This is a genomic window from Sphingomonas sp. ASV193 (assembly GCF_040203355.1).
In the GTDB taxonomy this organism is placed as follows: Bacteria; Pseudomonadota; Alphaproteobacteria; order Sphingomonadales; family Sphingomonadaceae; genus Sphingomicrobium.
Genome location: NZ_JBEHBW010000001.1, coordinates 313,659 through 339,600, shown reverse-complemented (window position 1 = coordinate 339,600; position 25,942 = coordinate 313,659). Strand labels below are relative to the sequence as shown.

Genomic DNA, 25,942 nt, shown 5'->3' with positions numbered 1-25,942 from the left:
ACACAGTGTGTGCGGGTCGATGCGTCAGGCCGCGTCGCGGACGAGCCAGGGCGCGTAAAATTCGCGCAGCATCGTCTTCACTGTCGCGGAATCGTCGACGAAATTGACCCGGTTGCGGAACTCGGCCGACCCGGGCAGCCCCTTGGTATACCAGCCGATATGCTTGCGCGCGAGATTGACCCCGGTGCGCTCGCCATAGAGCGAGAGCATCTCGTCATACTGCTCGAGGATCACCGCGAGCTGCTCGTCGAGCGAGGGATCGGCCCGCCCGCCGGTCCCGCCGAGGTCGGCCATCACCTGCCCCAGCAGCCACGGCTTGCCGTACGCCCCACGCCCGATCATCACGCCGTCCGCGCCCGACTGGTCGAGCGCGGTGCGCGCATCCTCGCGGCTGCAGATGTCGCCGTTGACGATGACCGGGAGCGAAACCGCCTCCTTGACCCGGCGGACGAACGCCCAGTCGGCCTCGCCCTTGTACATCTGGTTGCGGGTACGGCCGTGGACAGTGATCAACTTCGCGCCGAGATCCTCGGCGATCCGCGCGAGCTCGGGTGCGTTGAGGCTGTCGTGGCACCAGCCCATGCGCATCTTGACCGTCACCGGCACCTTCACCGCCTTGACCGTCGCGTCGATCAGGCTGGCGGCGAGCGGGAGGTCGCGCATCAGCGCCGAGCCCGCGTCGCCGTTGACGACCTTGCGCACCGGGCAGCCCATGTTGATGTCGATGATCGCCGCGCCGCGCTGCTCGTTGAGCTTCGCCGCTTCGGCCATTTCGAGCGGAGTGCAGCCGGCGAGCTGGAGCGAGACAGGCTCTTCGCTCGGGTCCCACGCCGCCTTCTGCAGCGACTGGCGGGTCTCGCGGATCATCGCCTGGCTGGCGATCATCTCGCTGACCGTCAGCCCCGCGCCGTAGCGCTTGACGATCTTGCGGAACGGCAGGTCGGTGACGCCGGTCATCGGCGCCAGGATGACAGGCGCGTCGAGGTTCAGCGGGCCAACCGAGATGGGCTTCAGTATCGTCATGGAAGCGCGCGCCTTTACAGGAGCCGCCTTTCGCGGGCAAGGCGCGCGCCATGACCATTACCGCCCTCATCGTCGCCGCCGGAAGCGGGTCGCGGATGGGCGGCGACACGCCCAAGCAATTTCGCCCGATCGGAGGCACGGCGCTGCTGGCGCGCGCGGTCGACGCCATGACGTCACATCCGGCGATCGATGCGGTCCACGTCGTCGTCGGTCCCGACCAACGCGCCCTCGCCGAGGCGGCGCTGGCGGGCCGCGACGTCGGATCGATCGTGACCGGCGGGGCGACGCGCGCCGACAGCGTCCGTGCCGGGCTCGCGGCGATCGGCGAAGACGGCATCGTCCTGGTCCACGACGCCGCCCGCCCCTTTTGCCCGCCCGCAGTGATCGACCGGCTGATCGCCGCGCTCAAGGACGCCGACGGCGCGGTGCCGGTGCTCGCGGTCGCCGACACGCTGGCCACCGGCCGCGGCAAGCTTGACGCAATGGTCGCGCGCGACGGGCTGCTGCGGGTCCAGACCCCGCAGGCGTTCCATGTCGAGGACCTGCGCTACGCGCTTGGGCAGTCGGGCAAGGCGTCGGCGACCGACGAAAGCAGCGTGATGGTCGCGGCAGGGCTGAAGGTCGCGACGGTCGAGGGAGACGCCATGCTCGAAAAGATCACCACCGCCGACGATTTCGCCCGCGCCGAAGCGCTCGCCGCGGGACGTCTCGTCGTCCGCACCGGCATGGGATTCGATGTCCACGCGTTCGAAGGCGACGGTCCGATCATGATGGGCGGGATCGAGATCGCCCACGAACGCGGCCTCGCCGGGCACAGCGATGCCGACGTCGTGCTCCACGCGATCACCGACGCACTGCTCGGCGCGGCGGGCGAAGGCGACATCGGCCAGCATTTCCCGCCGTCGGACCCGCAATGGAAGGGCGCCTCGAGCGACCGCTTCCTCGCCCACGCCGCCGCGCTGGTGCGCGGGCGGGGCGGGCTGATCGACCATGTCGACTGCACCGTCATTTGCGAAGCGCCGAAGGTCGGCCCACACCGCGAGGCGATGCGCGCCCGGGTGGCCGAAATCCTCGTCATCCCCCTCCCCGCCGTCAGCATCAAGGCGACGACCACCGAGCGGCTCGGCTTCACCGGCCGCGGCGAAGGAATCGCGGCGCAGGCGATCGCCACCGTCCGGTTGCCCGGCTGATGGACCTGTTGCCCGCCCTCCTCGTCGACAAGGCGCGCGAGGTGATCGAGGCCAACCGCGCGGCGGTGCGGACAATCGTCGTCGCCGAAAGCTGCACGGGGGGGCTGGTCAGCGCGGCGTTGACCGAAATCGCCGGCGCTTCCGACGTCTTCCTCGCGGGCTTCGTCACTTATTCGAACGCGATGAAGACGTCGCGGCTCGGCGTTTCCGAGGACGTTCTCTCGACCTTCGGCGCGGTCAGCGTCGCGACCGCCTGGGCGATGGCAAGAGGCGCGCTGGCGGCGTCGGCGGCCGACGTCGCCGTGTCGATTACCGGGATCGCGGGTCCGGGCGGCGGCTCGGCGGAAAAGCCGGTCGGAACGGTCGTGTTCGCCCGCGCGCTGGCGGGTGACGGGCCGAACGACATCACGGCGGACAGCCGGCTGTTCGACGCGGGCGAGGGCCGCTCGGGGATCCGGCTTCAGGCGGCGCTTTGCGCGCTCGAGCTGCTGGTGCCGTAAAGCGCCGCGGCGCGCTGTTCGAACGCGCCGGTCATCTTGCGCAGCGCCCGGTCGAACATCTGCCCGGCGAGCGTTTCGAACAGCCGGCTCTTGAATGCGAAATCGACCGAGAAGAACAGGTCGGTGCCCCCCTCCGCGCCCGGCTCGAACCGCCACTCATTCTTGAGATATTTGAGCGGCCCTTCGACATAATCGACGGTGATCGTGCTCGGTCGCTGCTTGGTGACCTTGCTGGTGAAGCGCTCCTTGAACGCCCCGAAACCGACGATCAGGTCAGCGACCATCTCGGTTTCGCTATTCGACCGCACGCGCACCGCGCTGACCCACGGCAGGAACTTGTCGTAGTTGGCGACATCGGCGACCAGCTCGAACAGCTGTTCGGGGGTGTAAGGCAGGTGCTTCGTCTCGCTGTGGCGAGGCACGGCTCAGCCCGCCCGCGCCAGCTGCTTCGCGCGCGCGGCGCGCATCTTCTCGAAATCGTCGCCCGCGTGATAGCTCGACCGCGTCAGCGGCGAGGCGGCGACGAGCAGGAAGCCCTTGGCCCGCGCGATCGAGGCATAGGCGTTGAACGCTTGCGGAGTGACGAACTCCTCGATCTTCGCGTGCCGCGGGGTCGGCTGGAGATATTGGCCCATCGTCAGGAAATCGATCCCCGCCGAGCGCATGTCGTCCATCACCTGGTGGACCTCGAGCCGCTGTTCGCCGAGCCCGACCATCACCCCCGACTTGGTGAAGATCGACGGGTCGAGCTTCTTGACCTGCTCGAGCAGCCGCAGCGAGGCGTAGTAGCGCGCGCCGGGACGGATCGTCGGGTAGAGCCTCGGCACCGTTTCTAGGTTGTGGTTGTAGACGTCGGGCCTGGCCGCGACGATCGCCTCGACCGCCGCCTCATGCTTGTTGCGGAAGTCGGGGGTCAGGATTTCGATCGTCGTCGACGGGGTGGTCCGGCGAAGCGCCTCGATCACCTTGACGAACTGGCTCGCCCCGCCGTCGGGCAGGTCGTCGCGGTCGACCGAGGTCACCACGATGTGCGTGAGCCCGAGCGCGGCGGCGGCGTCGGCGGTGTGCTGCGGCTCCATCGCGTCGACCGCGCGCGGCATCCCCGTCTTGACGTTGCAGAAGGCACAGGCGCGGGTACAGGTGTCGCCCAGGATCATCACCGTGGCGTGCTTCTTCGTCCAGCACTCGCCGATGTTGGGGCACGCCGCCTCCTCGCAGACCGTCGCGAGATTGAGCTCGCGCATCAGCTTTCGCGTATCGGCATAGCCCTGGCTCGTCGGCGCCTTGACGCGGATCCAGTCGGGTTTGCGCTGTTTCGGAGGGATCGGTAGGGGGGCGTTCATGCCCGGGCAGATAGCGACTGGTGGCCATGCTTGCCACCCCCCGCGCTCGCTCCTTCCCGTGCCGAACGATCGAGGAGAGAGGGATGCAAGGCTTCGGCGACCTGCTGGCGGGATACCGCCGCTTCCGCGACAAGCGCGTGTCGGGCGATGAACGCCATTGGGCGGAACTCGCCGAAGGTCAGTCGCCGCGGGCGATGATCGTCGCCTGTTCGGACAGCCGGGTCGACCCGGCGACGATCTTCGACACCGACCCGGGCGAAATCTTCGTCGTTCGCAACGTCGCCAACCTCGTGCCGCCATACGCCGACGACGGCGGGGTCCACGGCGTGTCGGCAGCGCTCGAATTCGCCGTCACCCAGCTTCGCGTTCCCGAGGTGATGGTGATGGGACACGAGCGCTGCGGGGGCATCCAGGCCGCGCTGACCGGCGTGTTCGCCGACGCCAAGCCGGGCGAAGGCGGTTTCGTCGCGCGCTGGATGGCGCAGGTCGACCAGCTCGCCGCCGATGTCGCCGCGAAGGACGGCGTCGGGCTCGACGCCGCGCGGACGCTCGAAGAAGCGGGGATCCGCCAGAGTCTCGCCAACCTGCGCACCTTTCCGTTCGTCGCCGAACGCGAGGCGCGTGGCGAGCTGGTACTCGTCGGCTGTCACTTTTCAATCGGCGAGGGGAAACTTTACGTCCTGGACGAAGCGAGGGGCGAATTCAGCCCCGCCTGACCCGTGAAAAAAGGGCGCGGTCTCCATCCGGAAACCGCGCCCTTATATTGTTCTGACCGGACGACTAGCAGCGGGTGTTGTAGTCGTAGATCGGGTTGCCGTACTGATCGACATAATAGCAGTAGCCGCGCGTATCGCGGTAATATTGGCGGTTCTTGATGACCGCGCCGGCAACGCCGCCGAGGATCGCGCCCGCGACGGCGCCCTGGCCGACACTGACGCCCGGGATCACCGCACCGGCGACCGCACCGGCCGCCGCGCCGAGCGCCGCGCCGCCGACGACGTTCTGGGTCGTCCCGTTCGGCTGGTTGTAACCATAGCCGTTGCCGTAATAGCCGTTGTTGTAGCCGTACGGATCGCTCGCGCAGCCCGACAGGCCCACGCCGGTCGCCACGGCCGCCGTCAAAAGAAGTTTCTTCATCACCATTCCTCCGATACTCGACCCCGCCCCATCGGCTAACACAAAGACCGAGCCGACGATTCGTTCCGCCTCCGGTTGAGTCGGGCGGTGAAACGGAGTTTTTTGCGGATGACGGACCAAAACGCCCACGCCGGCGAGCTTAACATCGCGTTGCTGATCGACGCCGACAACGCGAGCCCCGACCATCTCGACGAGGTGCTGTTGGTGCTTAGCGAACTCGGCACGATCAACATCCGCCGCGCGTACGGAAATTGGTCCAAGGCCGCGCTTAAGGGCTGGGGCCAGCTCACCGGCCAGCATTCGATCGTCCCGGTCCAGCAGTTCGACGTGGTCAAGGGCAAGAGCGCGACCGACATGAAGATGACGATCGAGGCGATGGACCTGCTCTATCGTGGCCACGTCGACGGGTTCGGGATCATGTCTAGCGACAGCGACTTCCTCCCCCTCGCCCAGCGGATTCGTGAAGACGGGCTCCCGGTCTATGGCTTCGGGACCGCCAAGACGCCGCTCAGCTTCCAGCAAAGCTGCACCCGCTTTTTCGACGTCGCCGCCCTCGCGGCCGACGAGGCCGAGGCGCTCGATCAGCCGGCCATCGGGGCCGGCCAGCGAGCGATCGACAAGGAACTGCTTCAGGTGCTCGGCTCGGCCTACAAGGCCTCGAAACGCGACGACGATGGCTATACCCCGCTGTCCGAGCTCGGCCAGCGCGCCAAGGCGGTGTCCAGCTTCGCGGTCCGCAACTACGGCTTCAACCGGCTCAGCGACCTGATCAAGGCAGTCCCCAATTTCGACACGCGGACCGGGCCCGACGGCCGGCTGCTGGTCAAGCGGCTGCGGTAGCCGAGATGGTCAGCGACGAACTGCTGCGGCGCTGGGCCGACCTCACGCATCGCCTGTCTCCGCTGCGCGAACGGCTCGCGCCGATCCACCGGCGCCTGCCGCTTGAGGCAATTCGCGAGCGCGCCGCGATCCTGGTCGGCGCGATTTTGCTCGGTCTGGTCGGGTTGCTGTTCGCCAAGCTCGCCGACGGCGCCCAGTCCCTGTTCCGCAACGTCGTGCGAAGCAGCGAATGGCTCCCTTTCCTCGTCACCCCGGCGATGTTCGTCGCGGTGGTGTGGGTCACGCGCCGTTTCTTTCCCGCTGCGCAGGGCTCGGGGATCCCGCAGGTCATCGCCACCATCGACAGCAGCCGTGGCGGGATCCGCAAGTCGCTCGTCTCGCTGCGAGTCGGCCTCGCCAAGATCGGCCTGACCCTGCTCGTCCTCCTCGGCGGCGGCGCCGCGGGGCGCGAGGGACCGACGGTGCAGGTCTCGGCGGCGATCATGGCGAGCGTCCACGAGCGCTTCCGGGTGCGCCTGTCATCGAGCATCCTGATCGCCGGGGGCGCCGCCGGCATCGCCGCGGCATTCAACACTCCGCTCGCCGGGATCGCCTTCGCGATCGAGGAGCTGGCGTCGTCCTACGCGCAGAAGGTCACGATCATGATCATGGGCGCGGTGATGATTGCGGGCATGGTCAGCCTCGGGCTCGCCGGCGACTACGTCTATTTCGGGCGGACGAGCGAGACTTTGGGCCTGCTCCAGACCATCACGATTGCCCCGGTGGTGGGGATCGTCGGCGGGATTGCCGGGGGGCTGTTCGCACGGCTGCTGCTCGCCCATTCGGCGGGCAAGGCGCGGTGGGCGCAATTGCTCAAGGCGCGGCCGCTGGTCACAGCGCTGTCGTGCGGGCTGTTTGTCGCCGCGCTCGGTTACCTCACTGACGGGCTAAGCTTCGGCACCGGTTATCACGGCACTCGCGCGCTGCTGGCGGGCGAGACGGTGTCGCCGCTGTTCGGGCCGGGCAAGCTGCTTGCCGCGCTGGCGACCACCTTCAGCGGCGCGCCGGGCGGGATCTTCGCGCCGTCGCTGTCGGTCGGCGCCGGGCTCGGCCAGCTCGTCGCGATGCTGTTCCCGTCGGCCAGCATGGCTGCCGTCGTCCTGCTCGGGATGACCGCCTATTTCACCGGCGTAGTCCGCGCGCCGTTCACCGCGGTGATCATCCTGTCCGAGGCGACAGGCAATCACGGCGCGATTCTGTCGATGTTCGCCGCCGCGCTAATCGCCGATGCGTGCAGCGCCTGGGTCTGTCCGACCCGACTCTATCACGGCCTTGCCCGTGCGTTCTTGCGCAAGTCCGACCGCCCCGGCGAGCAGCCCGGCCCGGAACCCGCCCCCGCCCTGCCCGTTGGAAATGCCGATCATTCACCAACGGAGATGTACGATGTTCGGCAAGGACGAGACCCCGGAGACCCGGCTTAAGCAGCAGTTCTGGAAAGAGCTCCACGACGACCGCACGGTCATGCTCGGGCTCGAAGGGGTCGAGGACGACCGCACCCGCCCGATGACAGCGCAGGTCGACGTTCCCGAGGGCGCGTCGAAGGAAGACGGCGGGACAATTTACTTCTTCGCCTCGCGCAGTGAGGGGATCGGCGCCGACCTCGACGAAGGCGCCAAGGCGGTCGCAACCTTCGTCAGCAAGGGCCACGGGCTGTTCGCGTCGATCCATGGGACGCTCGCCGACGCGACCGACCCGGCGCTCGTCGAGAAGCTGTGGAACCCGTTCGTCGCCAGTTGGTACAAGGACGGCAAGACCGATCCCGAACTGATCCTTATCCGCTTCGACGCGCGCGAAGCGCAGATCTGGGAAGCGGCGACCGGTGCGACGCTCAAGGCCGCCGCGCTCAAGTGGCTGTTCGACAAGGACCCGGGCAAGGACCAGCAGCGCGAGCATGTCGCCGAGGTCCAGCTCTAAGGATCGCTTCATCCGCTGAATTTTGTTACCATCGCGCGGTTCCGACTCGTCCACCCGGCTTGTGGAGGCGCGCGATGGAAAACCCGATTACCGATGCTGGCGGCTGGAGCGACCGCTACGCCAGCCAGGTGCTTAGCCTGCTTCGTATCGTCACCGCCCTGCTCTTCCTCGAGCATGGCACGAGCAAGATGTTCGCCTTCCCCCTTTCCGCCGCGAGCGACCCGCCCATCTGGAGCCTATTCTGGGTCGCGGGCGCCATGGAGCTCGTCGGCGGCCTCTTGCTCCTCGTCGGGCTCTTCTCGCGCCCGGTCGCGCTGCTACTTTCTGGTGAAATGGCGATCGGCTATTGGCTGATCCACGCCGCCAAAGGGCCTTTCCCGATCCTCAACGGCGGCGAATCGGCGGTCCTGTTCTGCTTCGTCTTCCTCTACATCGCATTCGAGGGGCCGGGCGAATGGAGCGTCGATTGCGCGATGGGGCGCCGCCGGGACCTGTCGGGCCCCAACGGCTATTACGAAAGCGGCCACGTCCGCGCCGACTGACGCGGCTTAACGCGCCAGCTTCTTGTAGCTGACCCGGGTCGGGCGGTCGGCGGCGTCGCCGAGGCGGCGGCGCTTGTCTTCTTCATAGGCCTCGAAATTGCCCTCGAACCATTCGACATGGCTGTCGCCCTCGAACGCGAGGATGTGGGTCGCCAGCCGGTCAAGGAAGAAGCGGTCGTGGCTGATCACCACCGCGCAGCCCGCGAAGTTCTCGATCGCTTCCTCGAGCGCGCCCAGGGTTTCGACGTCGAGGTCGTTGGTCGGCTCGTCGAGCAGCAGGACGTTGCCGCCCTCCTTCAGCATCTTGGCCATGTGGACGCGATTGCGTTCGCCGCCCGACAGCTTTCCTACGTTCTTCTGCTGGTCCGAACCCTTGAAGTTGAACGCCCCGACATAGGCGCGAGTCGACATCTCGTTCTTGTTGACGGTCATGTAATCGTGACCGCCCGAGATTTCCTCCCAGACGTTATGCTTGGGGTCGAGCTGGTCGCGGCTCTGGTCGACGTAGCCGAGGCGGACGGTCTCGCCGATCTCGACCTTGCCGCTGTCGGGCTGCTCCTTGCCGGTCAGCAGCTTGAACAACGTCGACTTGCCCGCGCCGTTGGGTCCGATCACCCCGACAATCCCGCCCGGCGGAAGGGTAAAGCTCAAATCCTCGAACAGCAGCTTTTCGCCATAGGCCTTCGACAGTCCCTCGACCTCGATCACCTTGCCGCCCAAGCGTTCGGGGACCTGGATGACGATCTGCGCCTTGCCCGGCTTGCGGTCGTTTTGCGCTTCCTGAAGCTGTTCGAACTTGCGGATACGCGCCTTCGACTTGGTCTGGCGCGCGGCCGGGGTCTGGCGGATCCACTCGAGCTCGCGGGTGAGCGCCTTCTGGCGACCGCTTTCCTCGCGGTCCTCCTGCTCCATCCGCTTCGCCTTCTTCTCGAGATAGGTCGAATAATTGCCTTCGTAGGGGAAATATTTCCCGCGATCGAGCTCGAGGATCCAGCCGACGACATTGTCGAGGAAGTAGCGGTCGTGGGTGATCATCAGCACCGCGCCGGCATATTCCTTGAGGTGATGCTCGAGCCATTCGACGCTCTCGGCGTCGAGGTGGTTGGTCGGCTCGTCGAGCAGCAGGATACTCGGCTTCTGGATCAGCAGCCGGGTCAGCGCGACGCGACGCTTTTCGCCGCCCGAAAGATTCTCGACCGAGGCGTCCGACGGCGGGCAGCGCAGCGCCTCCATCGCGATCTCCAATTGGTTGTCGAGCGTCCAGCCGTCGACCGCGTCGATCTTCTCCTGGAGGACGCCCATCTCCTCCATCAGCGCGTCGAAATCGGTGTCGTCCTTGGGATCGCCCATCTCGGCCGAGATGGCGTTGAAGCGGTCGACCATGTCGGCCACCTCGCGCGCGCCGTCCTTGACGTTCTCGAGTACGTTCTTGGTCGGGTCGAGCTCGGGCTCCTGCGCAAGGTAACCGACGGTGATGTTCTCGCCGGGCCACGCCTCGCCGGTGAAGTCGGTGTCGATCCCGGCCATGATCTTCATCAGCGTCGACTTGCCCGCGCCGTTCGGCCCGACGATGCCGATCTTCGCGCCCTGGTAGAATTGCAGGTTGATGTTGCTGAGCACCGGCTTCTGCGCACCGGGAAAGGTCTTGGTCATGTCCTTCATGACGAAGGCGTATTGGGCGGCCATCGGGTCGCTTTCCTTATCGAGACGGGTGGGATTTGCCCGCGCAGATAGGCGCTGGAGCGGGCAAAATCCAGTGCGCCGTCACGTGAGAACGGCTCAAAGCGAACGACCCAGCGGAGTCAGTCGCGGCCGGTCATCGCCTCGGCCCCCGCGAAGCGATAGTCGCGATATTGTTCGCGAAGCGCGCGCTTGCTGACCTTGCCGGTTCCGGTATGAGGCAGCGCGTCGACGAACTCGATTGCCTCGGGCAGCGACATCCGCGCCATCCGGCCGTCGAGATGGGCGAGGACGTCTTTTGCGCTCACCGCGCTCCCCGCCTCGCACACGCACAGCAGCAGCGGCCGCTCGTCCCACTTGGGGTGCGCGATGCCAATCGCCGCCGCCTGAGCGATCCCGGGGCAGCCGACCGCGGCATTTTCGAGCTCGACCGAGCTGATCCACTCGCCACCCGACTTGATCACGTCCTTCGCGCGGTCGGTGATCTGCATCGTCCCGTCGGGATGGAGCGCGGCGATGTCGCCGGTGTCGAACCAGCCGTCGGAGTCGACGCAATCCTCCGCCGCGCGGAAATAGCGCCTCAGCACCCACGTCCCCCGGACATGAAGCGCGCCCGAGCTCTTGCCGTCGCGCGGCAGCACCGCGCCATCCTCGTCGACCGTGCGCAGCTCGACCCCGAACGGCACCCTGCCCTGCCGCGCGGTGAATTCGATCCGCTCATGCTCGCTCATGGCGGCCCAGCCGAGCGGGCGCGCGCCGACCGTCCCGATCGGCGAGGTCTCGGTCATCCCCCAGGCGTGCATCACCTCGATTCCCCGCTCGAGGAACCATTGAATCATCGCCCGGGGCGCGGCGGTGCCGCCGATGGTGACGTGGCGGAGCGTCTCGAGGTCATGCCCACTCTGCTCGAGATGCTGGATCATCGTCAGCCAGATCGTCGGCACACCCGCCGAATGGGTCACCCCCTCGTCGTTGAGCAGGCCGCACATTTTTTCAGGGCGATAGTCGGCGCTCAGCACCAGCTTGCACCCGGTGAGCGGCGCCGCCCACGGCACGCCCCAGGCATTGGCGTGGAACATCGGCACGATCGGCAGAACCACCGAGCGTTTCGACAGGTTGAATATGTCGGGGCCGACCTCGGTCAGGGCGTGGAGCAGGGTCGAGCGATGTTCGAACAGCACGCCCTTGGGGCGGCCGGTGGTGCCACTGGTGTAGCACAGGCCGCACGGGTCGGTCTCGTCGCCCTCGACCCAGGCGAACTCCCCGTCCCACGGCGCCAGCCACTGCTCGAAGCCCTGGTCGCCGCGCCAGTCGGCGGGCGGATCGAAGCAGACATAATGTTCGATCCCCGGCCACTTCGGCTTCATTCGCTCGACCAGCGGCGCGAAGGCGGCGTCGTAGAGGAGCACCCGGTCCCCGGCATGGTTGACGATATAGTCGAGTTGCTCGTCGAACAGCCGCGGGTTGATCGTGTGGAGCACCCCGCCCATCCCGATCGCCCCGTACCAGGCAGTCAGGTGGCGGCCATGGTTCATCGCCAGCGTCGCCACCCGGTCGCCCTTGGCGAGCCCGAGTGCGGTCAGCGCCTGCGCCATCCGCCGCGCATCGTGCGCGATGGCGCGCCAGCTGGTACGCGTGACGCTACCGTCGGCCCAGGCGCTGACCACCTCGCCGTCGCCATGTTCGCGCGCCGCGTGGTCGACCAGCGACATCACGCGCAGCGGCCAATACTGCATCGCCCCCAGCGACAAAGTTCATGGTCCTCAATGAAGGGAACCGAGCGCCGAACGTGGTAAACGAGCAGGTCGGGAAAGCAACAATTTCCCGCTCAAATGCGCCTTAAAACGGCATTTTGAAGCCCGGCGGCAACGGCAGGCCGGACGACATTTTCTCCATCTCCGCGCCCGCGGCGACATCCGCCTTGGCCTTGGCGTCGTTGATCGCGGCGGCCACCAGATCCTCGACCATGCCCTTCTCCTCGGGCTTGAGCAGGCTCTCGTCGATCTCGACCCCGAGGATCCGGCCCTTGGCGGTGGCGCGGACCTTCACGAGCCCGCCGCCCGACGCGCCTTCGACCTCGACCTTGTCGAGATTGTCCTGCGCCTTCTGCAGCTCGGCTTGCGCGTTCTGCGCCATCTTCAGGATCGAATCGAGGTCGGGCATTTCGGGCATGTCAGGCTTCCTTGGTGTGAATGGAATCGAGCGAGCCGTCGGGAAACGCGTCAAGCAGCGCCTTGACCGTCGGTTCCTGCAGCACGTCGGCGCGGACCTTTTCCTCGGCGAGCTTTTCCTGCTGGAGGAGCGAGGGCTGGTCGCCCTCGTCGCTCAGCCGGACCTCCCATCCCGCGCCGGTCACCTCCTTCAGCTCGGCGGCGAGCTGGCGGGCGAAATCGCTGCCGACTGGCTGCAGCGGCCGAAGCACCAGCTCCCCCTGCGCGAATCGCACCAGCGCAAGCTGGTCGTGAAGCTGGATCGCGCGCATCTTCTTCCCGCCGGCGTCGAGTGCGGCGATCAGCGCGGGAAAATCGGCCGGAGTCGGCCTGGCGCTCACGACGGGCGCGCTCGAAGCGCCCGCCGGGGCCGGGGCCAAAGGCGCGGAGACCGCGACCGGCTGTCCCGACTGGAGCCGCTGGAGGATCGCCGACGGATCGGGCAGCTCGGCGGCGTGGATCAGGCGAAGCAGCGCCATCGTCGCCGCCTCGTGCGGATCGGGGGCGATCGAGACGTCGCTGAGCCCCTTGAGCAGCAACTGCCACAGCCGGTGGATCGCACCCCAGCCGAGGCTGGCGGCAAAATCGGCGGCCGCCTCGCGCTCCTCGGAGCTCTGCAGCAGGTCGGCCTTGGCCCCGGCCTTGGCGCGGGTCACCGCGTGGAGCGATTCCATCAATCCGCGAAGCAGCGCGGTCGGGTCAATGCCGAGCGCATGCGCCTCGTCGAGCTGGTCGAGGGTCGCCGCCGCCTCCCCCGCCAGGATCGTTTCGAGCAGCCGCCGAATCCGCCCGCGATCGGCGAGCCCGAGCATCGTCCGGACATCGTCGGCCGCGACCCGGCCGCCATGCTCGTTCGCGCCATGCGCGATCGCCTGGTCGAGGATGCTCAGCCCGTCGCGCGCCGAACCTTCCGCCGCGCGGGCGATGACCTGGAGCGCCTCTTCGTCGACCGCGATCCCTTCCTTGTCTGCGATCCCGGCGAAATGCGCCGCGAGCCGGTCGGCCGGGATCCGGCGAAGGTCGAACCGCTGGCAACGCGACAGCACCGTGACCGGCACCTTGTTCACCTCGGTGGTGGCGAACAGGAACTTCACATGTTCAGGCGGTTCCTCAAGAGTCTTCAGTAACGCGTTGAATGCGTTCTTCGACAACATGTGCACTTCGTCGATGATGTAGATCTTGTAGCGCGCGCTGACCGCGGCGTAGCGGACCGCGTCGATGATCTCGCGCACGTCGTCGACCCCGGTATGGCTCGCCGCGTCCATCTCGATCACATCGATATGCCGCCCCTCGGCGATTGCGCGGCACGGTTCGCACACCCCGCACGGGTCGATCGTCGGACCCCCGGTCCCATCGGGGCCAATGCAGTTGAGCGCCTTGGCCACCAGCCGCGCGGTCGAGGTCTTGCCGACCCCGCGCACCCCGGTGAGGAGAAATGCGTGCGCCAGCCGGCCCTGCGCGATCGCATTGCCGAGCGTGGTCACCATCGCCTCCTGCCCGATCAGCTCGGAAAAGGTTTGCGGGCGATATTTACGGGCAAGCACGCGATAGGGCGACGCCTTCGCCGCCGGCGGGGCAGCCGCGGGCAGGTCGAGGCCGAGGCCGGGTTCGTCGGTGGGGAGGTCAGAATCGGACATTTGCCGACAATGTAGGGGTCCGGGTGGAGGCCGTCACGGAGTAAATCCGTGACGTCAGTCGGGCCTTGCCCTCTGGCCGGGCATTCGCTGTCTCTACGGGCTGCTGCCGCTGCCCTCGGCAGCTTATGGCCTGTCACGGAGTGAATCCGTAACGTCGATCAGGTCCGCTTCGCGACCTGTCGGCCGGTCTCGACGGCTCTACACACAGCTAGTCGCTGCTTTGCAGCGTCGTCGCTATGCTCGGCGTCTCGGGAGGTGGAAGCCGGTGACCCGGGACGAAATCGTTGTGGCTGCTTCCTTCCGGATCTGACCAGGTTGGCGACAGCCCCGCCCACCGACTTCCGCGGCGGCATATGGCCGCGCGGGCCTTGGCTTGCAAGCCTCTTACCGGTCGAGGTTGTAGGCACCCGGCGGGATGGTGACGTCGAGCGGATCGCCGGCGGGAACCGCGAGCTGGCAGGCGAGCCGCGAAGTGCGGGTGACGTGCGCGGCAAAGTCGAGCAGGTCGTCCTCCTCCTCGCTTGGCGGCGCGAAGCGACCGACATCCGCCGCGTCCAGGATGACATGGCAGGTCGAGCAGGCCATCGCCCCCTCGCACGCGCCTTCGAGCTTCTGCCCGTTCGCCTGCGCGAGGTCGAGCAGGTTGATCCCCTCCGCCGCCTCGACCTCGCGGTCGATCCGCCCGGCGGAATCGAGGAAGCGGACCAGCGTCACGCCGCCCACTCCTGCTGCTCGCGCGCGACGCGGTCGATGTGGCGACAGGCCGACTGCAGCTCGGCCTCGCCGGTGAACCGCCCGAAACCGAGCCGGATCGCGCTTCGTGCCTCGCGGTCGGCGAGCCCGATCGCGCGGAGTACGTGGCTCGGTCGCCCGCTCCCCGACGCGCAGGCCGAACCCAGCGAAAAGGCGATGTTGCGAAGGTCGGCGACGAGGCGCGCGGCGTCGAGACCGTCGCGGCGCAGGTTGAGATTGCCACGGTAGCGCGCCTCGACGCTGCCGTTCACCGTCCAGCCTTCGCCGAGCGTCGTTCGCGCCACCTGCCACAGCCGCTCGACATGGGCGTGGTCGGCGCCCGCGCGCTCGGTCGCGATCCGCGCTGCCTCTCCGAAGCCGACGCACAGCATCGGCGACTGGGTGCCCGAACGAAGCCCATGCTCCTGCCCGCCGCCGTGGAGCAATGGTCGCGGCTCGTGCCCGCGGCGGATCCACAGCCCGCCGATTCCCTTCGGACCGTGGACCTTGTGCGCCGACAGCGCGACCAGGTCGGCGCCGTCGGGAAGCGCCACCCGCCCGAACCCCTGCACCGCGTCGCACAGCATCACCGCGCCCGCCCGGTGCGCCAGTTCGGCGAGCGTATCGACCGGCTGGATCACCCCGATCTCGTTATTGACCAGCATCGCTGCGACGATCGCGGTGCGTGGGTCGATCGCCAGTGTCGCCTCGTCGAGGTCGACCAGCCCGTCGCGATCGACCGGCAATCGGACGACCTGGTAGCCGCGCCCCTCGAGCCATTCGCAGGTGTCGAGCACCGCCGCATGCTCGGTGGCGATGGTCACTATCTTGCGCCGCTCGGACCGCTCGAGCGTTCCCCGGATCGCCCAGTTGAGCGCCTCGGTCGCGCCGCTGGTGAAGGCGAAGCGTCCCTCGTCGAGGCCGACCGCGGTCAGGATTCGGTCGCGCGCAAGCTCGACCGCCGCTGCCGCTTCACGTCCCCATGTGGAAGGGCTGTGCGGGTTGGCGAACTTCTCCTCGATCCACGGCCGCATCGCCAGCGCCACCGCGGGGTCGACCGGCGTAGTCGCTTGGTAGTCGAGGTAGATCATGCCGCCTTGCTGGTCCGCGCCCGCTCGGCGATGGCCGCGAACGCCTCGACGAAAGCGTCGACCTCGGCCTCGCTCGTGTCGGGGCCGAAGCTGGTGCGCAGATATCCGGCGACCATCTCGTCGGGCAACACCATCGCCTGCAGCACGTGGCTCGGCTTGGCCTTGCCCGACGAACAGGCGCTTCCCGCCGACACGGCGATCCCGGCAAGGTCGAGCTGGACCATCATTGCCGCGCTCGTCGATCCCGGCAGCGCAAGCGCGCCGATGGACGGCACGCGCGGCGCTTCCTTGGCAATGATTGTCCCGCCCGCCGCCTCGACGCCGCGCTCCAGCCGGTCGCGGAGCGTCGCCATGCGCGTCATGTCGTAAGGCCTCGCCGCGAGCGCCGCGGCGAAGCTCAGCGCGCCGGGGACGTCCTGGGTCCCGCGCCGATAGCCCTTCTCTTGCCCGCCGCCGCATGCGCGGAGCGTGGCAAGGTCCCTGACCAGCAGCGCCCCGACTCCCGGCGGCCCGCCGAGCTTGTGCGCGCAGATGGCGATGAAGTCGGCCTCGGGCAGCGGCAGCTTCGACGCGCCCTGCGCGCAGTCGGCGAGCAACAGCGACCCGGCTTCGCGGACCATCGCCGCGATCGCCTCCATCGGCTGGATCACCCCGGTTTCGTTGTTGACCTGCTGGATCGCGACCAGCGCGGGGCCCGGCTTCAACGCCCCGGCCAGCGCTTCGCGGTCGATGAGCCCGTCGGCATCGACCGGAAGCACCACCGAGTCCGCCCCCATCGCATAGCCGACGATCGCATGTTCGGTCGCGCCGTGGATTCGCCGGGGCGGGGTCGCGCAGCGCGCGGCGATCTCGACGCTCTCGCTCGCCCCCGAGGTGAAGATGACGTCATGGCGCCAGCCGAGCGTCTTGCCGATGCTCGTACGGGCCTCCTCGAGCAGCGCGCGCGCGGCGCGGCCCTCGGCGTGCGGGGAATTGGGGTTCGCCCAGCCCGCGAGCCCGCGAGCGAAGGCTTCGACTGCGGGTTCGATGACCGGGGTGGTGGCGGCATGATCGAGGTAGATTCGGCGTGTCAAAGCGGCGGATTCCCGGTGATTGCCAGATGAACGCCGCCCCCTATATAGGCTCTGACCGCGCGGCGCACCTGTCGCGTTTCCACCGTTCGTCGAAGCCGAGGCCCTTTCGTCCATGCCCGAAGTGATTTTTCCCGGACCCGAAGGCCGCCTCGAGGGCCGCTTCACCCCCGGCCCCCGCCCGCGCGCGCCGGTCGCGCTGATCCTTCACGCCCACCCGCAGGCCGGTGGCACGATGAACAACAAGATCGTCCAGCTGCTGCACAAGGATTTCGTCCGCCGCGGCTTCGCGACGCTGCGCTTCAACTTCCGCGGCGTCGGCAAGAGCCAGGGCGTGTTCGACAACGGGATTGGCGAATTGAGCGACGCGGCGAGCGCGCTCGACTGGGTCCAGCAGATCCACCCCGAGGCCGAGGTCACGTGGGTCGCGGGGGTCAGCTTCGGCGCGTGGATCGGGATGCAGCTGCTGATGCGCCGTCCCGAGGTTCGCGGGTTCATCTCGATCGCGCCGCCCGCGAACATGTACGACTTCGCCTTCCTCGCCCCCTGCCCCGCCAGCGGGATCATCATCCAGGGCGAGGCCGACGAGGTGGTCGCCCCCGGCGCGGTCCAGAAGCTCGTCGACAAGCTGCGGACCCAGCGCCACATCACCATCGCCCACGACGTGATCCCGGGCGCGAACCATTTCTTCGCGAACGAGCTCGACCTGCTGATGAAGTCGGTCGACGACTATCTCGATTATCGCCTCGACCCGAGCTGCCCGATCCGCTGACCCCGCCGAGCCGCCGAGCGGTACGGAAGCGGAGCGAAGCGAGCGCCGTACCGCGAAGAGTCGGCGAAGCCCGGCCGACCGGCGGCCCCGCCGACCGGATCGACGGCGCGGCTTCGCCGCGACGCCACCGCGTTAATGACTCCTTAAACCGTCCAGATCAGCACGTTCATCACGAATACCAGCGCGCATCCGATCATCAGCAGCCCGCGCTGCCGCGTCGTCGGCGCCCGCGCCTGCCCGATCCCGAAAATCAGCAGCAGGATCGCCGCAATCATCGTCACGCCGAGCGCGACCGGACCGAAACCTTGCAAAAAATTGCTCCATTTTAGCAAAACGGTAAGGACGTCGCGGCGATATAGCCGCCATGCCCCACCGCGACCAGCAGGCCCGGCTCGAGGAAGCCTTTGACCGGATCGAGGAAACCATCCTGCCGTGCATCGCGATGATGCTCGACACGCTGCTCGACGCCTCGGAAAATCTGGCCTCGCTCGACCCCAAGGCGCTAGCCGCCGAGTTGCAGACGCTCGCCGCCGAGCTCGAGGAACTGACCCGTACAGTCGAACGGTCAAGCCCGGCGCATCTCGAGCCCGGCCAGTTCCGGGTCGCGAGCGTCAGCTAGCCGACCGTCCGCGCGAACAGCGCCGCATCGACGTTCCCGCCCGACAGGACGACGACGCTGTCGTCGCCATCGACCCGGCCCGCGAGCAACACCGCGAGCGCCACCGCGCCGCCGGGTTCGACGGTCAGACCATGCTCGCGCCACGCCCAGCGAATCGCCGCGGCCACCTCCCCCTCGCTGACGGTCACGCCGCTTGCCCCGCGATCGCGAAGAATGTCGAAGGTGAGGTCGGCGACCCGCATCGTCATCAGCGCGTCGCAGCGGGTCGGCGGGGGGTCGGCGCGAACCGGGACGATCCTCCCGGCCGCCAGCGACTCGCCCATGTCGCCCCACCCCTCGGGCTCGGCGACGACGATCTCGGCCTCGGGGCAGGCAAGCGCGATTCCCGTCGCCAGCCCGCCGCCGCCGCACGGGACCACGATCCGCGCCGGCGCGCGGCCGAGCTGCGCGACGATCTCGAGCCCGACCGTCCCCTGCCCCGCGACGATCGCCGGGTCGTCGAAGCTCGGCACCACGACCGCGCCGCGCTCGTCGGCGAGCGCCGCCGCGATCGCCTCGCGGCTCTCGGTCATTCGGTCGTAAAGGACGATCTCCGCGCCCGCCGCTCGCGTGCCGTCGATCTTCAGCGCCGGGGCGTCGGCGGGCATCACGATCGTCGCCGCGATCCCCATCCGCCGCGCCGCGATCGCCACCCCTTGCGCATGGTTGCCCGACGAAAAGGCGACGACCCCGCGCGCCGCCTCGGCCGCGGTCAATTGCCGCAACCGGTTGCTCGCCCCGCGCAGCTTGAACGACCCGCCGGTCTGCGCGCATTCGGCCTTGAGCCACAGGCGTCGCCCCTCGATGTCCGCCTCGACCAGTGGCGTCGCCAGCACATCGGCCCTTATTCTTGTCGCGGCCTCGACGACGTCGCTTCGGCCGAGCTTAACGGGAGCGTCCAAGCCCTTGTCCTTCCACGCTTTTCGACCAGCCGTTGCTGCGCGCGGCCAAGCCGAAAATAGGCTGCGCAAAAAACTTTACATGGGGGGCCACCCCCCATATATCGCGCCTCCGCTGCCCCAAGGGACTTCCAACCGCAAGGCAGCTTTTTTGTCGCGAACCCCACGGAGGTCCCTTGAGTTGTACAAGCATCATAGCGCGCTGGGGCTAGTTACCGCCCCGACCGGCCGTTCGGCCGCCGAGATCGCCCATTACCGTCCGGTCCAGCCGGTGACCCTGCTTCGTCCCCATGCGGCGACGCGGGCCGCCCGCTTCTTCGCCGAGCGATTCCCGGGCAAGTCGCTCTATGCGGTGAAGGCCAATCCTTCGCCCGACCTGTTGCAGGTGCTGTGGAACGCGGGCGTGTCGCATTACGACGTCGCCTCGATCGGCGAGGTGCGGCTGGTGGCCGAGGTGCTGCCCGACGCGACCTTGTGCTTCATGCACCCGGTGAAGGCCGAGGAAGCGATCGCCGAGGCCTATTTCACCTATGGCGTGCGCACCTTCAGCCTCGACACGATCGAGGAGCTTGAAAAGATCGTCCGCGCGACCAGCGGCGGCGACGGCACGGCGGCTAGCGACCTCAACCTGCTCGTCCGGCTGCGCGTCTCGTCGGCACATTCGAAGCTCAGCCTTGCCGCCAAGTTCGGCGCCGAGCCCGCCGAGCTCAAGCAGCTCTTGATGGCGACCCGCCAGGCCGCCGACGCGATGGGCATCTGCTACCATGTCGGCAGCCAGGCGATGAGCCCGGCGGCTTATTCGGACGCAATGGAGCGGGTGCGCGAGGCGATCGTCGACGCGGCGGTCACGGTCGACATCGTCGATGTCGGCGGCGGTTTCCCGAGTTGGTATCCCGGCATGGAGCCGCCCGCGCTCGAGCAATATTTCGAGGTGATCCACGCCGCCTTCGAGGCGCTGCCGATCAGCTATTCGGCCGAGCTGTGGTGCGAACCGGGGCGCGCGCTGTGCGCCGAATATGCGAGCGTGCTGGTCCGCGTCGAAAAGCGCCGCGGCAGCGAGCTGTACATCAACGATGGCGCCTATGGCGCGCTGTTCGATGCCGCGCACATCGGCTGGCGCTACCCGGTCCGGCTCGTCCGCGACGGCGGCAGCGAGGTGAAGCCCGCGGCGTTCAGCTTCTACGGCCCGACCTGCGACGATCTCGACCACATGGCCGGTCCGTTCAAGCTTCCCGCCGATGTCGGCCCCGGCGATTACATCGAGGTCGGGATGCTCGGTGCCTATGGCTGCGCGATGCGCACCGGGTTCAACGGCTTCGGCATCGAGGACCGGGTGATCGTCGACGACGAACCGATGGCCAGCCTCTACGCCGACGAGGAACGCGAGCAGCGCTCGAACGTCGTCAAGCTGTAGCGTAACCCGCCCACCGATCCTTCCGGCAGCGCCCGCGCGATGCGGGCGCGCCCTCTTCGCATTGGAGTGACCATGACCACCGACACGCTCAACAAGGTCCAGGACGAGACCAAGATCAACGACACGCGCAAGGCCGAGCTGCTGTCGAAGGTGATCGAGCATATCGACATCACCAGCTTCGACGCGCGCCCGATCGTCGAGGCGATGGGCAAGATGAGCTTCACCAGCCGCGACACTGCGCGCGCGGCGGACCTCTACAACCAGATGCTGGCCGACCCCGACTGTTCGGTCATCCTGGTGATCGCCGGCTCGACCTCGGCGGGCGGTTGCATGGACCTCTACACCGAGCTGGTGAAGAACAACATGGTCGACGCGATCGTCGCCACCGGCGCGACCATCGTCGATATGGATTTCTTCGAAGCGCTTGGCCACAAACATTATCAAGCGCTTGAAATCCCTGACGACGATACGCTGCGCTCGCTCTACATCGACCGCATCTACGACACCTACATCGACGAAGTCGCGCTGCAGGACTGCGACCACACGATCGGGCAGATCGCCGACAGTCTCGAGCCGCGCCCCTATTCGAGCCGCGCCTTCATCCGCGAGATGGGCAAGTGGCTCGCCGACGGCAACGCCAAGAAGACCAACAGCCTCGTCCAGACCGCATATGAGCATGACGTGCCAATCTTCTGCCCGGCGTTCGTCGACAGCTCGGCGGGCTTCGGGCTGGTCAAGCACCAGGTCGACGCGATGAAGGCGGGCAAGCCCTATCTCGTGCTCGACGCCATCGCCGACTTCCGCGAGCTCACTGACATAAAGATCAAGGCGGGAACCACCGGCCTGCTGATGATCGGCGGCGGCGTGCCGAAGAACTTTACACAGGACACCGTCGTCTGCGCCGAGATCCTCGGCCACGACGATGTCGAGGTACATAAATATGCCGTGCAGATCACCGTCGCCGACGTGCGCGACGGCGCCTGCTCCTCCTCGACGCTCCAGGAAGCGGCGAGCTGGGGCAAGGTCTCGACCGCGCTCGAGCAGATGGTGTTCGCCGAGGCGACCTCGGTCCTGCCGCTGATCGCCAGCGACGCTTACCATCGCGGGCACTGGAAGCAGCGCGCGAAGCGCGCTTTCGCGAAGCTGTTCGCGTAGATTGCAATCGCGCCGCATTAAGGCATGGTGACCCCCGCGAGCCCGCCTGGCTCGCGGGGGTTTTTCGTCGAAGGGGGAAGACGGATGCACGGCCACGAAATCGATCCGCTGCTAAGCCCGGTGGTGGTGCTGGTAGCGTGGACGCTGGTGATGCTCGCGTGGCTGGCGATCAGGCGCGCGCCCCTGCTCAAGGGTCGTGACATCCCCGCCGGATCGCGTGGCAGCGACATGCCGCCGGGCCCGCACAACTGGCCGGCGCACAACTACGAGCATCTGGTCGAGCAGCCGACGCTGTTCTACGCGATCGTGTTCGCGCTGATCCTGATGGGGCAGAGCCTGCCGATCAACAACTGGCTGGCGTGGGGCTATGTGATCCTGCGCATCCTCCACTCGATCGTACAGTCGACGGTCAACACGATCCGGCTGCGCTTCCCGCTGTTCGCGCTCTCGACGCTATGCCTGGTCGGGCTGACGCTCCATGCGCTCTTCTGGGTCGCCGACACCATCCTGTGAGGCGCGCGACGCGATGAGCCCGAACGTCGGGCGCGAGCTCGCGCCGGTCGCCGCGCTGTTCGCGGCCGTCTATCTCGCCCTCTACCTCGCGCACCTCCACCCCGGCATGGGCGCGTGGCGCGACGGAAGCGGGCTCGTCGTCGGCCGCGACTTCCTGAATTTCTGGATGGCGGGTCGCGCGGCTTGGCAGTCCGACCCGGCGCGCTTTTACGATCTCGCCACCTACCAGCAGGCGACCGCCGCGATCGTCGGACCCGACTATCCGGGGCAGGTGTGGTCTTACCCGCCGAGCATCATGCTGTTCGCCGCGCCGTTCGGGCGCCTGCCCTATGATGTGGCGCTCGGCCTGTTCAGCCTTGCCGGGCCGCTGGTTCTCGGCCTCCTGCTTCGCGCCTGGCAAGTTGAGCGCCGGACGCTCGTCGCCGCGCTGCTCAGTCCCGCGGCGGTGTTCGCGCTGATCAGCGGCCAGTTCGCCTTTCTCGCCGCCGCGATCATCCTGGCGGCACTACGCCTCCGCCGCGGGCGCCCGTGGCTAAGCGGTCTCCTGCTCGGCCTCCTGACGGTGAAGCCCCAGCTCGGCCTGCTGTTTCCGGTGCTGCTGCTCGCCGAGCGAAACTGGCGCGCGATCGCGGCGGCGGCGTTGGCGACCGCCGCACTGGTCGCCCTTTCCTCCGCGATCTGGGGATGGTCGGCGTGGACCGCCTACGTCACTGCCGGCCTGCCGACGCAGAGCCGGGTGCTGAGCGATCCCGAGCTTCTGGGAGCGCCCTTCATGCCGACGACGTTCATGAACCTGCGCACGCTCGGCGCGTCGGTCACGGCGGCCTATGCGGTGCAGGCGGTCGTCGCGGTGCTGATGGCGCTGCTCGTCGGCTGGCGTTTCGCGCGCCGCCCCGATCCCGTCGACCCGGCCGCCAATGCCCTCTTCCTCGCCGCGAGCGTCGCCACCACCGCCTACCTATTGATCTACGACACGCTTGCGCTGGCGGTGGCGATGCTCCTGCTGCCGATTGGGCGACCGTCCGACCGGATGCTGGTCCTGCTCGCCTGGCTGCTCCCGCTCGCCCAGCTCGCGTTCGGCACCTTTGGTCTGCCCGGCCCGGCGCTTATCCCGCTCGGGATCGCGCTTTATCTCGCGAAAGCGGCGGCAAGCTCGACATGGGTCGACCAGCGAAACTGGCCGACCGGGACGACCCACGCCAGCCGGTAGCCCCCCGCCACCAGTTTCGCGGCATCGCGCGCGAAGGTCGCGGGGTTGCAGCTGACGTAGGCGATGCGCGGCACCCCCGACCCTGCCAACTCTCGCACCTGCGCCTCGGCCCCAGCGCGCGGCGGGTCGAGCACGACGGCGTCGTACGCGCCCAGTTCCGAAGCATCGAGGGGGCGCCGGTAGAGGTCGCGATGCTCGACCGCCAGTCCCGGTGCGGCGCGCTTCAGCGCCAGCACCGCGTCGCGCGAGGCCTCGGCCGCGGCGACCTTCCCGCCAAGCGCGAACGCGAAGGTGCCGATCCCGGCGAACAGGTCGGCGGTGCGGGGCGCGGTGCCGACGGCTTCGCGGACCGCGGCGACGAGCGCCGCCTCGCCTTCTTCGGTGGCCTGGAGGAATGCGCCGACGGGCAGCGGCACCGCCTTGCCCGAAAGGGTGGCCGTGGCAGGACGCGGCTCGTAGCGGACTTCGGCGCCGTAGCCCTCGTCGAGCGCGATCCGAGCGAGCCGATGGCGCTCGCCGAACGCGGTCAGCGCCTCGACCGCCGCCAGCCCTTCGGCGGCGAACCCGCGCAGCAGCAGGTCGACGCCCTGGTCGGCAAGGGTGAGCTGGACCTCGCCGGCCTTTCCCTTCATCGCGGCGAGCAATGCGCGAAGCGGCGACAAGAGCGCGAACAATTCGGGCCGAAGCACGGGACATTCGGCAAGGTCGACCAGAGTCGCGCTCCCGCGCTCGTTGAACCCGAGGAGAATCCGTCCGCCGGCCCGGACCGCGCGAAGCGTCGCGCGGCGGCGGCTTCGCGGCGGCGACAGCAAAGCCGGGCGAGTGTCGGTCTCGATCCCCTGCTGGGCGAGTGCTCCGCGCACCCGCTCCTCGCAGTAGGTCGCATAGGCCCGGTCGCTGACGTGCTGGAGCTGGCAGCCCCCGCAGGCCGGGAAATGACGGCACGGCGGCACGACATGATCGGGACCTTCGACCAGTTCTCCGTCGTCGCCGATGACGTCACCCGGTACGCCGAACGCGACGTGCCGTCCCGACGACGTCACGCCGTCGCCCCGCGCGGCGATGCGGACGACCGGGTCGCTCACAGGATCGACGGCAGCGCGGCCACCAGGTCGTCGGCGATCATCGCCGGGCCCGCCGCCTCGGCCGCGCGGCCGTGCAGCCAGACCCCGGCGCAGGCGGCGTCGAACGCCTCCATTCCCCGCGCGCGGCAGGCGGCGATCACTCCGGCGAGCACGTCACCGGTCCCCGCGCTCGCCAGCCACGCCGGTGCGGGCGACGCGAACCCCAGCCGACCGTCGGGTGCGGCGACCAGCGTATCGGGTCCCTTGTAAACGACGACCGCGCCCGAGGCCTCGGCTGCCGCCAGTGCCACCTCGGCCTTCGAACCCGCCAATTCGCCGAACAGCTTGGCGAACTCGCCCGCGTGGGGGGTGAGAATCGCGTCCTGCCCCTTCAGTCGCTCGGGCTCGCCGACCAGCCCGATCGCGTCGGCGTCGATCAACTTCGGCGCCTTGCTGGTCAGCGCAAGCGTCAGCACTTGCGGGAGATCGCCGAGCCCCGGCCCGACCAGCAGGCAGCCGATCCGCTCGTCGGCCATGTCGGCGGTCCCAACCTGGACCACTGCGTGGGGCAAGCCTTCGATCGGCTTCGAGGTCGAAACGCGGACATAGCCCGCCCCCGCCTTCGCCGACGCGGTCGCCGACAGCGCGATCGCGCCGGGCATCGTCCCGGCGAGCGCATGGACCAGCCCGCGGCTATACTTGTGGCCCGCCGGATCGATCGGCGGAAGGTCGGGCGCGCCGATCTCGAACCAGTCGCCGGCCGCATCGACGCCGATGTCGGCAAGCACCACCCGCCCCATGTGCGCCATCGCCGGCATCAGGCGGTGCGCGGGCTTGAGCGCGCCGAAAGTGACGGTCAGGTCGTAGTCCCCGACCGGCGACAGCAGCGTCCCGTCGTCGCTTGCAACCCCGCTGGGAAGATCGCACGCGACGGCGAGATCGGCGGCCGAGACGAGCGACAAAAGCTTCGTCGATACAGCCTCTTCAAGCGGACGACTAAGTCCTGTTCCGAACAGGCAATCGATCACCAGCGGAGCGTTTTCGGCGCGGTCGAAGGCCTCGCCAAGCTCGACGACCCGAACCGGCCAGCCCGCCTCGCGCAGCACGCGCGACGCGACGTTGCCGTCGCCGCCGTTGTTGCCGGGCCCGACGAGAACCAGCGTGTCCATTGGCCAGGTGAAGCGCATCACCGCCTCGGCAAGCGCGGCCCCGGCGCGTTCCATCAGCGTCTCGACGGTAGCGCCGCGCTCGATGACGGATTGTTCGGCGGCGCGCATCGCGGCGGCGGTGAGGATCGGGCGGCTCATCG

The 25,942-nt window shown here is 68.2% G+C and carries 28 protein-coding genes and 1 other RNA gene; 13 read left to right on the top strand and 16 right to left on the bottom strand.

What is annotated here, in order from left to right:
* Positions 1-24: 24 nt before the first annotated feature.
* Positions 25-1,023 carry a tRNA dihydrouridine synthase DusB gene (dusB, locus tag ABDK56_RS01855; protein ID WP_349806363.1) on the bottom strand — a complete coding sequence of 333 codons (999 nt, stop codon included), beginning with the start codon at positions 1,021-1,023 and terminating at the stop codon, positions 25-27.
* A 50-nt stretch (positions 1,024-1,073) separates the two neighbouring features.
* Here dusB and ABDK56_RS01850 point away from each other — a divergent pair, with 50 nt between their 5' ends.
* Together ABDK56_RS01850 and ABDK56_RS01845 are read left to right on the top strand one after the other, a co-directional pair.
* Entirely contained in the window at positions 1,074-2,213 is a 1,140-nt protein-coding gene (locus tag ABDK56_RS01850) for a bifunctional 2-C-methyl-D-erythritol 4-phosphate cytidylyltransferase/2-C-methyl-D-erythritol 2,4-cyclodiphosphate synthase (RefSeq protein WP_349806362.1), read from the top strand.
* The gene (locus ABDK56_RS01845; RefSeq protein ID WP_502959246.1) at positions 2,213-2,713 is read left to right on the top strand and encodes a CinA family protein; all 501 of its coding nucleotides are present in this window, start codon (positions 2,213-2,215) and stop codon (positions 2,711-2,713) included. The genes ABDK56_RS01850 and ABDK56_RS01845 overlap by 1 nt, the downstream gene beginning before the upstream one ends.
* Here ABDK56_RS01845 and ABDK56_RS01840 read toward each other — a convergent pair.
* Both ABDK56_RS01840 and lipA read right to left on the bottom strand, forming a co-directional pair.
* Positions 2,674-3,135 carry a type II toxin-antitoxin system RatA family toxin gene (locus ABDK56_RS01840; protein ID WP_349806361.1) on the bottom strand — a complete coding sequence of 154 codons (462 nt, stop codon included), beginning with the start codon at positions 3,133-3,135 and terminating at the stop codon, positions 2,674-2,676. The genes ABDK56_RS01845 and ABDK56_RS01840 overlap by 40 nt on opposite strands.
* Before the next feature lie 3 nt (positions 3,136-3,138).
* Entirely contained in the window at positions 3,139-4,056 is a 918-nt protein-coding gene (gene lipA, locus ABDK56_RS01835; RefSeq protein WP_349806360.1) for a lipoyl synthase, read from the bottom strand.
* Between the two features lie 83 nt (positions 4,057-4,139).
* On the opposite strand from lipA, the gene ABDK56_RS01830 reads away from it, so the two are divergent.
* Positions 4,140-4,772 (top strand): carbonic anhydrase, encoded by a 633-nt coding sequence (locus tag ABDK56_RS01830; RefSeq protein ID WP_349806359.1) that lies wholly within the window; start codon positions 4,140-4,142, stop codon positions 4,770-4,772.
* Positions 4,773-4,836: 64 nt separating this feature from the next.
* On the opposite strand, the gene ABDK56_RS01825 is transcribed toward ABDK56_RS01830, so the two are convergent.
* Entirely contained in the window at positions 4,837-5,193 is a 357-nt protein-coding gene (locus ABDK56_RS01825) for a YMGG-like glycine zipper-containing protein (RefSeq protein ID WP_349806358.1), read from the bottom strand.
* 108 nt (positions 5,194-5,301) lie between these two features.
* Here ABDK56_RS01825 and ABDK56_RS01820 point away from each other — a divergent pair, with 108 nt between their 5' ends.
* The 4 genes from ABDK56_RS01820 to ABDK56_RS01805 all read left to right on the top strand — a co-directional run bounded on the left by ABDK56_RS01820 (position 5,302) and on the right by ABDK56_RS01805 (position 8,528).
* Entirely contained in the window at positions 5,302-6,033 is a 732-nt protein-coding gene (locus ABDK56_RS01820) for an NYN domain-containing protein (RefSeq protein WP_349806357.1), read from the top strand.
* A 5-nt stretch (positions 6,034-6,038) separates the two neighbouring features.
* Entirely contained in the window at positions 6,039-7,493 is a 1,455-nt protein-coding gene (locus ABDK56_RS01815) for a chloride channel protein (RefSeq protein ID WP_349806356.1), read from the top strand.
* On the top strand, positions 7,456-7,986 hold the full coding sequence (locus tag ABDK56_RS01810) for a pyridoxamine 5'-phosphate oxidase family protein (protein WP_349806355.1): 531 nt from the start codon (positions 7,456-7,458) through the stop codon (positions 7,984-7,986). Before ABDK56_RS01815 ends, ABDK56_RS01810 begins: the two co-directional genes overlap by 38 nt.
* A gap of 74 nt (positions 7,987-8,060) precedes the next feature.
* A complete protein-coding gene (locus ABDK56_RS01805) occupies positions 8,061-8,528 on the top strand; it encodes a DoxX family protein (protein WP_349806354.1) in 468 nt (155 codons plus the stop codon).
* 6 nt (positions 8,529-8,534) lie between these two features.
* On the opposite strand, the gene ettA is transcribed toward ABDK56_RS01805, so the two are convergent.
* The 8 genes from ettA to ABDK56_RS01765 all read right to left on the bottom strand — a co-directional run bounded on the left by ettA (position 8,535) and on the right by ABDK56_RS01765 (position 16,951).
* Positions 8,535-10,214, bottom strand: coding sequence for an energy-dependent translational throttle protein EttA (ettA, locus tag ABDK56_RS01800; RefSeq protein ID WP_349806353.1), 1,680 nt, complete (start codon positions 10,212-10,214; stop codon positions 8,535-8,537).
* A gap of 116 nt (positions 10,215-10,330) precedes the next feature.
* A complete protein-coding gene (locus ABDK56_RS01795) occupies positions 10,331-11,944 on the bottom strand; it encodes a long-chain fatty acid--CoA ligase (RefSeq protein ID WP_349806352.1) in 1,614 nt (537 codons plus the stop codon).
* A gap of 103 nt (positions 11,945-12,047) precedes the next feature.
* Entirely contained in the window at positions 12,048-12,371 is a 324-nt protein-coding gene (locus ABDK56_RS01790; RefSeq protein ID WP_349806805.1) for a YbaB/EbfC family nucleoid-associated protein, read from the bottom strand.
* A 10-nt stretch (positions 12,372-12,381) separates the two neighbouring features.
* Positions 12,382-14,055 (bottom strand): DNA polymerase III subunit gamma/tau, encoded by a 1,674-nt coding sequence (locus tag ABDK56_RS01785; RefSeq protein ID WP_349806351.1) that lies wholly within the window; start codon positions 14,053-14,055, stop codon positions 12,382-12,384.
* Between the two features lie 251 nt (positions 14,056-14,306).
* Positions 14,307-14,401, bottom strand: an RNA gene (ffs, locus tag ABDK56_RS01780) — signal recognition particle sRNA small type.
* Between the two features lie 38 nt (positions 14,402-14,439).
* On the bottom strand, positions 14,440-14,769 hold the full coding sequence (locus ABDK56_RS01775; RefSeq protein ID WP_349806350.1) for a 2Fe-2S iron-sulfur cluster-binding protein: 330 nt from the start codon (positions 14,767-14,769) through the stop codon (positions 14,440-14,442).
* Positions 14,766-15,878 (bottom strand): cysteine desulfurase family protein, encoded by a 1,113-nt coding sequence (locus ABDK56_RS01770; protein WP_349806349.1) that lies wholly within the window; start codon positions 15,876-15,878, stop codon positions 14,766-14,768. The genes ABDK56_RS01775 and ABDK56_RS01770 overlap by 4 nt, the downstream gene beginning before the upstream one ends.
* Positions 15,875-16,951 carry a cysteine desulfurase family protein gene (locus tag ABDK56_RS01765; RefSeq protein ID WP_349806348.1) on the bottom strand — a complete coding sequence of 359 codons (1,077 nt, stop codon included), beginning with the start codon at positions 16,949-16,951 and terminating at the stop codon, positions 15,875-15,877. The genes ABDK56_RS01770 and ABDK56_RS01765 overlap by 4 nt, the downstream gene beginning before the upstream one ends.
* A gap of 112 nt (positions 16,952-17,063) precedes the next feature.
* On the opposite strand from ABDK56_RS01765, the gene ABDK56_RS01760 reads away from it, so the two are divergent.
* On the top strand, positions 17,064-17,720 hold the full coding sequence (locus ABDK56_RS01760; protein ID WP_349806347.1) for an alpha/beta hydrolase: 657 nt from the start codon (positions 17,064-17,066) through the stop codon (positions 17,718-17,720).
* Positions 17,721-17,863: 143 nt separating this feature from the next.
* On the opposite strand, the gene ABDK56_RS01755 is transcribed toward ABDK56_RS01760, so the two are convergent.
* On the bottom strand, positions 17,864-18,031 hold the full coding sequence (locus tag ABDK56_RS01755) for a hypothetical protein (RefSeq protein ID WP_349806346.1): 168 nt from the start codon (positions 18,029-18,031) through the stop codon (positions 17,864-17,866).
* Between the two features lie 53 nt (positions 18,032-18,084).
* On the opposite strand from ABDK56_RS01755, the gene ABDK56_RS01750 reads away from it, so the two are divergent.
* Positions 18,085-18,339: a hypothetical protein gene (locus ABDK56_RS01750; protein WP_349806345.1), complete on the top strand. Its 255-nt coding sequence runs from the start codon at positions 18,085-18,087 to the stop codon at positions 18,337-18,339.
* On the opposite strand, the gene ABDK56_RS01745 is transcribed toward ABDK56_RS01750, so the two are convergent.
* Complete coding sequence (locus ABDK56_RS01745; RefSeq protein WP_349806344.1) at positions 18,336-19,280, bottom strand: threonine ammonia-lyase; 945 nt, start codon at positions 19,278-19,280, stop codon at positions 18,336-18,338. The genes ABDK56_RS01750 and ABDK56_RS01745 overlap by 4 nt on opposite strands.
* A 178-nt stretch (positions 19,281-19,458) precedes the next feature.
* Between ABDK56_RS01745 and ABDK56_RS01740 the strand changes: the two genes are divergently transcribed.
* The 4 genes from ABDK56_RS01740 to ABDK56_RS01725 all read left to right on the top strand — a co-directional run bounded on the left by ABDK56_RS01740 (position 19,459) and on the right by ABDK56_RS01725 (position 23,569).
* Positions 19,459-20,691, top strand: a complete 1,233-nt coding sequence (locus tag ABDK56_RS01740; protein ID WP_349806343.1) for a type III PLP-dependent enzyme — start codon at positions 19,459-19,461, stop codon at positions 20,689-20,691.
* 72 nt (positions 20,692-20,763) lie between these two features.
* Positions 20,764-21,846 carry a 1,9-bis(guanidino)-5-aza-nonane synthase gene (locus tag ABDK56_RS01735; protein ID WP_349806342.1) on the top strand — a complete coding sequence of 361 codons (1,083 nt, stop codon included), beginning with the start codon at positions 20,764-20,766 and terminating at the stop codon, positions 21,844-21,846.
* Between the two features lie 84 nt (positions 21,847-21,930).
* Positions 21,931-22,359 (top strand): MAPEG family protein, encoded by a 429-nt coding sequence (locus ABDK56_RS01730; protein ID WP_349806341.1) that lies wholly within the window; start codon positions 21,931-21,933, stop codon positions 22,357-22,359.
* Between the two features lie 13 nt (positions 22,360-22,372).
* Positions 22,373-23,569 (top strand): glycosyltransferase family 87 protein, encoded by a 1,197-nt coding sequence (locus ABDK56_RS01725; RefSeq protein ID WP_349806340.1) that lies wholly within the window; start codon positions 22,373-22,375, stop codon positions 23,567-23,569.
* Here the strand turns inward: ABDK56_RS01725 and ABDK56_RS01720 are convergent.
* Positions 23,488-24,654, bottom strand: a complete 1,167-nt coding sequence (locus ABDK56_RS01720; protein WP_349806339.1) for a class I SAM-dependent RNA methyltransferase — start codon at positions 24,652-24,654, stop codon at positions 23,488-23,490. The two genes, ABDK56_RS01725 and ABDK56_RS01720, sit on opposite strands and share 82 nt — an antisense overlap.
* Complete coding sequence (locus tag ABDK56_RS01715; protein ID WP_349806338.1) at positions 24,651-25,940, bottom strand: NAD(P)H-hydrate dehydratase; 1,290 nt, start codon at positions 25,938-25,940, stop codon at positions 24,651-24,653. Before ABDK56_RS01715 ends, ABDK56_RS01720 begins: the two co-directional genes overlap by 4 nt.
* Positions 25,941-25,942 lie beyond the last annotated feature (2 nt).